Source organism: uncultured Streptococcus sp. (assembly GCF_963516575.1).
GTDB lineage: Bacteria > Bacillota > Bacilli > Lactobacillales > Streptococcaceae > Streptococcus.
This window is the reverse complement of record NZ_CAUQCP010000063.1, coordinates 1-7,411: the sequence shown is the minus strand read 5'-3', so window position 1 is coordinate 7,411 and position 7,411 is coordinate 1. Positions and strand designations below refer to the sequence as shown.

Here is a 7,411-nt window from a genome sequence, read left to right as displayed (position 1 = left end):
ACGATAAGGCGTTTCAAGTGAAGCTCAGTCGCGATACGAAGCACCATGTCAATGTTTTGGGCATTGTGGTGAGTGATAAATGGACGGGCAGCAGCACCACCAGCTTCGTTGTGAAGAACAGGTGTTTCCACTTCAAGGAAACCTTTTTGGTCAAGGTAACGACGGATTTCAGAGATGATTTTTGAACGAGTGACAAAGCGTTCAAAGCTTTCACGGTTAGAAATCAAGTCAAGGTAACGTTTACGGTAAATTGTTTCAACGTCTGTCAAACCGTGGAATTTTTCTGGCAGAGGGCGAAGAGCCTTAGACAAGTGTGTGATGTGAGTAGCCTTGATAGAGAGTTCTCCCATATCTGTACGCATGACTTCACCTTCGACACCAAGGAAGTCACCAAGGTCTGCTTTTTTGAAGATTTCGTAGTTTTCTTCACCGACAGCATCCTTACGAACGTAGATCTGGATTTGACCTTCGCGGTCTTGAAGGTGGGCAAAACCTACTTTACCTTTACCACGTTTGGTTACCAAGCGTCCTGCGATAGTAGCTGTTTCGTTTTTATCATGTAATTGTTCTTTATCGAGGTCAGCAAATTTATCTTTTAATTCTTGTGAATTTGCAGTGCGTTCAAAGCGTTTTCCGAAAGGATCGATTCCTTGTTCACGGAGCGCAGCCATTTTTTCACGGCGAACGATCTGCTGGTCATTTAGTTCTTCCATATGTTCTGTTGACATGGGATCCTCCTAGTTTTACTCAAAATTGAATACGATGAGTCATTTTTTGCGATACTCCCATTTTATCATAAATAAGCAAGAAATTCACGGATAATCTTTCAAAACTAAAAAGAACTTGACGCTAAAATCAAGTTCTGTTATTGATAGGAAGTATCATTCCAAGTATCAAGGGTAAATGTTTCAAAGTCATGGGTTTCTAGAATGGTTAGGCTGGCATTTGCTAGACCACCATCTTTACGAAGAAGTGGTTCTTTATAGCCTAGAAGAGTACGAAGACTGGCAGTAAGATTGGCGCCGTGACCGACAATTAGAATACGCTCAGCTGGACTATCTTTTAATGATTTGATAAATTGGATGGTCCGTTGTGTAGTGCTATAGAGGGATTCGGCTCCGAACATTTGAGTGTCAAACTTGGCAAGATTAGATCGGAAAGCTTGAATTTGTTGCGGGTAAATAGCTTCCAAGGTTGCGATTTTTAAACCTTCTAACTTACCCAGCTGCCATTCACGGAGGTTAGGAACACTTTCTAAAGGACAGGGGCTCTGGAGTTGACTTTGGATAATCTCAGCAGATTTGATCGCTCGAGGTAAATCACTTGAATAGATCTGATCAAAAGGAACATCCTTGAGATATTGGCCAAGTTGTTTTAAGGTTTCAATGGATTCAGGAAGAAGGGGAGAATCTCCACTAGCACCTTGAAAGCGTCCTTCTTGGTTCCAGAGGGTACGACCGTGGCGGACAAAGTAGAGTTTCATTCTTGGCTGCCCTCCAAGATATCTGCAAAGTCAGCTTTTACAAAGTTAGCCAAGTCTTGTGGAGCGACGATAATGCTGTGACCAACTTCCCCAGCAGAGACAATCATTTGATCCAAGTCTAGGGCGATTTTATCGATAAAAATGGGGTAATTGTGTTTCTGACGAATTCCGACAGGATTATTGGCTCCATGAATGTAACCAGTTGTTTTTTCCAAGTCCTTTTGTGGAATCATGCTCACTTTTTTATTGCCAGAAATTTTGGCTAGTTTCTTTTCAGACAAGTGTTGAGTGATAGGGACAATTCCGATAATCGCTCCTGTTTTGTCTCCCAAAAGAGCCAAGGTTTTGAAAATCTGATCTCGTTCATAACCTTGAGGAAGTTCTCCTTCCAGGGCATTGATTTGAATCCCCTGGTGTGGGATAGCTGCTTTAGACAGGATTTGTTCTACCAATGTTTTTTTGATTTTAACTTTTTTTGCCATTATTTATACTTGTCCTCCAATTGACTCATCCAAATACCAAGCCAGATTCCCAGTGCAAAGAAGAAGGCGATGATGACATACCCGACAAGAGAAAGGCCTGTGTATTGGATACTCTCAGCGTTTCCTGCATTTGGAATCAAAATCAAAAGGGTACTTGATAGGACGATACCGATGATGAAATGATAGACGCGTGAGTGGTAGTTGTTTAAGGCATAATCCATCAATTTTGAAAAAATGATGAGAGTTGCACCTGCCCCGATTCCAATCGGGAAGAAGGTTCCCAAGAGGTCAAAGGTTTTAAAACCAGTCAACATAGGAGCATAGAGCCCCAAAATCAAAAGTAGATTTGATGGACTAAGGCCAGGAACTAATACGCCAAGAGCCAGCAGTGCACCTGCTAGGACGAAATTAAGAAAGCTAGCGCTCAAGGTTCCAACAACAAAGTTTAAGGCATAGAGTCCTAATCCAGAAATGATAAAGGTTATCCAGAACCAAACTAAATCAATCTTGTCTCGGTCAGATTCTCGAGTTGATTCTTTGAGAAGGCTAGGAACTGTACCAATGATGGCACCCGCAAAGCTCCATAAGACAAAGACCTGATAATTTTCAAGTAGGTATTCAATCGGGTAGGAAAATAAGCCGATTCCCAGAAGCATACCAATGGCAACTGGTATAAAATACAAAACATTTTTTTTAAAGTCTTTAAAGGGATGGGCCAGAAAGCCAATCATCCGTTCATAAATTCCTAAAATTGCTGCTAGAACCCCTCCAGAAATTCCCGGTAGGATAAATCCAAGAGCAATGACAATCCCTTTAATAAGGCGTGCTAACCATGAGAGCATATATTTCCTCCAACTATTTCAATTTCAAAAACTCCTTACTATATTGTATCACAATCTATAATAAAAAGAAAAAGCAAATGCTAAACAAATGCTTTTAAGGTTTTAAAAAGAGTTTTCTAAAGGTTTCTTCTTTGTTTTTTAAGGAAGAGATGACGTTGATATCCAAATCGTGATCAAAGCCAGCAATTTTTCCTTTAGATGTGTACTGGTGAATATCATAATCTAAGTCCGTATTAGGTTTGCTTTCGAAAAATCCAGTATTTGATCCATAGGAAGGAATCCAAACAGACGTAAACTTGTCTGTATCAATACTGTGTTCTTCCATGAAGTAGACCCCAACGTAGATTCCGATGTTTTTAGCACCTAGGGATTCTAGCTTTGCCCGAAAGGCTTCAACCCCCTCGTTCATATTGGACATGGTTTTGTCTTCCACGTCTAGCCAATAGTAACTAGGAGTGTATGGTGAAGAGGCGTTATAAAATACTTCGGCAGCCTTTTCCATTTCTTGGACACTTTTTCCAGCTACAAAGGCATAGACCCCAACGGGTACATTTCGTTTTTGAAACTCGGTAATATGGGTCTTAAAGGCCTTATCTATCCCATTGACAAAGGAAGCATCGTTTTCTTTTAAAGACTGAGCGCCACTATGGACGCGAACGATAGCTCCAGAAATATTTTGGGAGAGAGTATCGTAATTAATTTCCTCAGGACGTTGCCAACCAGAAACATCAATTACTGGTTTATCTATATTATGTAGTGCTTGTGTCTGTACTTGGGCGATATTGGATTTTGTTTTTACAGGATGGTCCTCAAAACGAGGGCGATTCAGGATTAAAATGAAAATCATAATCCCAAAAAAACCAAATAAAATAAGCGGATTAATTTTCTTTCTCATATCTCATAATTTTACCTTAAAAATGGGAAAAAATCAAAAAAAACACTCAAAAAATGGGTTAATAAAGCACTTTAGAGCATTTTTTCATTCAAGGGCGCGGAATGATTTGAAATATGGTATAATAAAAGGGAATTTCTAGAGAAAAGAGAAGATTATGTCAAATTATGCCATTATTTTAGCAGCGGGTAAAGGGACTCGCATGAAATCGGATTTGCCAAAAGTGTTGCACAAGGTTGCAGGTATTTCAATGCTGGAACATGTTTTCCGTAGTGTGGGAGCTATCCAACCTGAAAAGACAGTAACAGTTGTCGGACACAAGGCAGAATTGGTTGAAGAGGTCTTGGCTGAACAGACAGAATTTGTGACTCAATCTGAACAGTTAGGAACTGGTCATGCGGTTATGATGACAGAGCCTATCTTAGAAGGTTTGTCAGGTCACACCTTGGTCATCGCAGGAGATACTCCTTTAATCACTGGTGAAAGCTTGAAAAACTTGATTGATTTCCACATCAATCATAAAAATGTGGCCACTATCTTGACTGCTGAAACAGATAATCCTTTTGGCTATGGACGAATTGTTCGTAATGACAATGCTGAGGTTCTTCGCATTGTTGAGCAGAAGGATGCTACAGATTTTGAAAAGCAAATCAAGGAAATCAATACTGGAACTTACGTCTTTGACAACGAGCGTTTGTTTGAGGCTTTGAAAAATATCAATACCAATAACGCTCAAGGCGAATACTACATAACTGATGTCATTGGCATTTTCCGTGAAGCTGGTGAAAAAGTTGGCGCTTATACTTTGAAAGATTTTGATGAAAGTCTTGGAGTAAATGACCGCGTGGCTCTTGCGACTGCTGAGTCGGTTATGCGTCGTCGCATCAATCATCAGCACATGGTCAATGGGGTCAGTTTTGTCAATCCAGAAGCAGCTTATATCGATATTGATGTGGAGATTGCTCCTGAAGTTCAAATCGAAGCCAATGTTACCTTGAAGGGGCAAACGAAAATTGGTGCTGAGACTGTTTTGACAAACGGTACTTATGTAGTGGACAGCACTATTGGAGCAGGAGCTGTCATTACAAATTCTATGATTGAGGAAAGCAGTGTTGCAGATGGCGTAACGGTCGGACCTTATGCCCACATTCGTCCAGGTTCAAGTCTGGGTGCCCAAGTTCATATTGGTAATTTTGTTGAGGTGAAAGGTTCTTCAATCGGTGAGAATACCAAGGCTGGTCATTTGACTTATATCGGAAACTGTGAAGTGGGTAGCAAGGTTAATTTTGGTGCAGGAACCATTACAGTCAACTATGATGGCAAAAACAAATACAAGACAGTTATCGGTAACAATGTCTTCGTTGGTTCAAATTCAACCATTATTGCGCCAGTTGAGTTAGGTGACAATTCCCTCGTTGGTGCTGGTTCAACTATTACTAAAGACGTGCCGGCAGATGCGATTGCGATTGGTCGTGGTCGTCAGGTCAACAAAGATGAATATGCGACTCACCTCCCTCATCATCCTAATAATCAGTAGGAGTCTGTCATGGAATTTGAAGAAAAAACGCTTAGCCGAAAAGAAATCTATCAAGGACCGATTTTTAAACTGGTCCAAGATCAGGTTGAATTACCAGAAGGCAAGGGAACTGCCCAACGTGATTTGATTTTCCACAATGGAGCTGTCTGTGTTTTAGCTGTAACGGATGAGCAAAAACTCATCTTGGTCAAGCAATACCGTAAAGCCATTGAGGCAGTCTCTTACGAAATTCCAGCCGGAAAATTGGAAGTAGGAGAAAATACAGACCCTGTCGCTGCTGCCCTGCGTGAATTAGAGGAAGAAACAGCCTATACAGGGAAGTTAGAACTCTTGTACGATTTTTATTCAGCTATTGGCTTTTGTAATGAGAAGTTAAAACTATACCTAGCTAGCGATTTGACAAAGGTGGAAAATCCGCGCCCGCAGGATGAGGATGAAACCTTAGAAGTCCTTGAAGTGAGCCTAGAAGAAGCCAAGGAATTGATCCAATCAGGTCATATCTGTGATGCTAAGACAATTATGGCTGTTCAGTATTGGGAATTGAACAAAAAATAGAGGAGGTCAGTATGGGTAAACCTTTATTAACAGATGAAATAATCGAAAGAGCTAATAGAGGAGAAAAAATTTCAGGTCCCCCTTTGCTAGATGATGAGGAGACTAAGATTTTACCAACCTCTTCTTCCCGTTTTGGTTATGCCAATCCTAAGGATCATGGTTTTAGCCAGGAAACCTTGAAGATTCAGGTCGAACCGTCTATTCATAAAAGCCGTCGCATTGAAAATACCAAGAGAAATGTCTTCAATTCTAAGTTGAATAAAATCTTATTCGCGGTCATCTTTCTCTTGATTTTGCTTGTCTTAGCAATGAAACTTTTGTAATAGAAAAGGAATTGAAATGAAAATAGGAATTATTGCGGCTATGCCAGAAGAACTGGCGTATCTGGTCCAGCATTTAGACAATGCCCAGGAGCAAGTTGTTTTAGGGAATACCTATCATACAGGAACCATTGCCTCTCATGAAGTCGTTCTTGTAGAAAGTGGAATTGGTAAGGTCATGTCTGCTATGAGTGTGGCTATTTTGGCTGATCATTTCCAAGTGGATGCTCTAATTAACACAGGATCAGCTGGGGCAGTAGCAGAAGGTATTGCTGTTGGGGATGTCGTGATTTCTGACAAATTAGCCTATCATGATGTGGATGTCACAGCTTTTGGCTACGCTTATGGACAAATGGCGCAACAACCGCTTTATTTCGAATCAGATAAAACTTTTATTGCTCAAATCCAAGAGAGTTTATCTCAATTGGACCAGAACTGGCATCTTGGTTTGATTGCTACAGGAGATAGTTTTGTTGCAGGAAATGATAAGATAGAAGCGATTAAGTCCCATTTCCCAGAAGTTTTAGCCGTTGAGATGGAGGGGGCAGCTATTGCTCAGGCAGCACATACTCTTAATCTTCCAGTCTTAGTCATCCGAGCTATGAGTGATAATGCCAATCATGAAGCAAACATCTCTTTTGATGAGTTTATTATCGAAGCTGGACGTCGCTCTGCCCAAGTCTTATTAGCCTTTTTGAAGGCCTTAAATTAAGCGAAAATTTGACAGTTTTTCTAGCTTATGATAAGATTTAAATAAAGAAAAGCTAGAAAACGTTTCAGAGGATATTATGAGTATTGAAATGACCGTCAGTGAGATTGCAGAGGTCTTAGGATTATCTCGCCAAGCAATCAATAACCGTGTCAAAGAATTACCAGAAGAAGACACAGATAAAAATGACAAAGGGGTAACAGTTGTTACCAGAAGTGGCTTGATTAAGCTAGAAGAAATCTATAAAAAAACGATTTTTGAAGATGAGCCTGTCAGTGAAGATGTCAAGCAGCGTGAACTGATGGAGATTCTGGTTGATGAGAAGAATGCAGAAATTCTTCGTCTCTATGAACAATTAAAAGCCAAGGATCGTCAGTTATCAGAAAAAGACGAGCAGATGCGTATCAAAGACCGTCAGATTGCTGAGAAAGACAAACAACTTGATCAGCAGCAACAATTGACCCTTCAAGCCATGAAGGATCAAGAAAATCTTAAGCTAGAGCTGGACCAAGCAAAAGAAGAAGTCCAATCAACTAAGAAAGGCTTTTTTGCTCGTTTATTTGGAGGATAATCAAGGAGCTGTTTAGGTTA

At 40.4% G+C, this 7,411-nt stretch carries 10 protein-coding genes; 5 read left to right on the top strand and 5 right to left on the bottom strand.

What is annotated here, in order from left to right; genetic code table 11:
- The 5 genes from RWM06_RS09045 to RWM06_RS09025 all read right to left on the bottom strand — a co-directional run.
- Window positions 1-728, bottom strand: a 728-nt coding sequence (locus tag RWM06_RS09045; protein ID WP_313970878.1) for an amino acid--tRNA ligase-related protein, incomplete at its 3' end; no start/stop codon positions are given.
- Window positions 729-865: 137 nt separating this feature from the next.
- Window positions 866-1,483, bottom strand: a complete 618-nt coding sequence (locus RWM06_RS09040) for a histidine phosphatase family protein (protein ID WP_313970877.1) — start codon at window positions 1,481-1,483, stop codon at window positions 866-868.
- Window positions 1,480-1,965 (bottom strand): aminoacyl-tRNA deacylase, encoded by a 486-nt coding sequence (locus RWM06_RS09035; RefSeq protein ID WP_313970876.1) that lies wholly within the window; start codon window positions 1,963-1,965, stop codon window positions 1,480-1,482. The genes RWM06_RS09040 and RWM06_RS09035 overlap by 4 nt, the downstream gene beginning before the upstream one ends.
- Window positions 1,965-2,807, bottom strand: a complete 843-nt coding sequence (locus RWM06_RS09030; protein ID WP_313970875.1) for a DUF368 domain-containing protein — start codon at window positions 2,805-2,807, stop codon at window positions 1,965-1,967. Before RWM06_RS09030 ends, RWM06_RS09035 begins: the two co-directional genes overlap by 1 nt.
- A gap of 94 nt (window positions 2,808-2,901) precedes the next feature.
- Window positions 2,902-3,702 carry a glycoside hydrolase family 25 protein gene (locus RWM06_RS09025; RefSeq protein WP_313970874.1) on the bottom strand — a complete coding sequence of 267 codons (801 nt, stop codon included), beginning with the start codon at window positions 3,700-3,702 and terminating at the stop codon, window positions 2,902-2,904.
- 154 nt (window positions 3,703-3,856) lie between these two features.
- Here RWM06_RS09025 and glmU point away from each other — a divergent pair, with 154 nt between their 5' ends.
- The 5 genes from glmU (at window position 3,857) to rocS (ending at window position 7,391) form a co-directional block, all read left to right on the top strand.
- Entirely contained in the window at window positions 3,857-5,236 is a 1,380-nt protein-coding gene (glmU, locus tag RWM06_RS09020) for a bifunctional UDP-N-acetylglucosamine diphosphorylase/glucosamine-1-phosphate N-acetyltransferase GlmU (protein ID WP_313970873.1), read from the top strand.
- A gap of 9 nt (window positions 5,237-5,245) precedes the next feature.
- On the top strand, window positions 5,246-5,791 hold the full coding sequence (locus RWM06_RS09015; RefSeq protein WP_261233221.1) for an NUDIX hydrolase: 546 nt from the start codon (window positions 5,246-5,248) through the stop codon (window positions 5,789-5,791).
- 11 nt (window positions 5,792-5,802) lie between these two features.
- A complete protein-coding gene (gene macP / locus RWM06_RS09010) occupies window positions 5,803-6,114 on the top strand; it encodes a cell wall synthase accessory phosphoprotein MacP (RefSeq protein WP_125452959.1) in 312 nt (103 codons plus the stop codon).
- 16 nt (window positions 6,115-6,130) lie between these two features.
- Window positions 6,131-6,823 (top strand): 5'-methylthioadenosine/adenosylhomocysteine nucleosidase, encoded by a 693-nt coding sequence (locus RWM06_RS09005; RefSeq protein WP_313970872.1) that lies wholly within the window; start codon window positions 6,131-6,133, stop codon window positions 6,821-6,823.
- A gap of 76 nt (window positions 6,824-6,899) precedes the next feature.
- Window positions 6,900-7,391, top strand: coding sequence for a chromosome segregation protein RocS (rocS, locus tag RWM06_RS09000; RefSeq protein ID WP_000021242.1), 492 nt, complete (start codon window positions 6,900-6,902; stop codon window positions 7,389-7,391).
- Window positions 7,392-7,411: the final 20 nt, after the last annotated feature.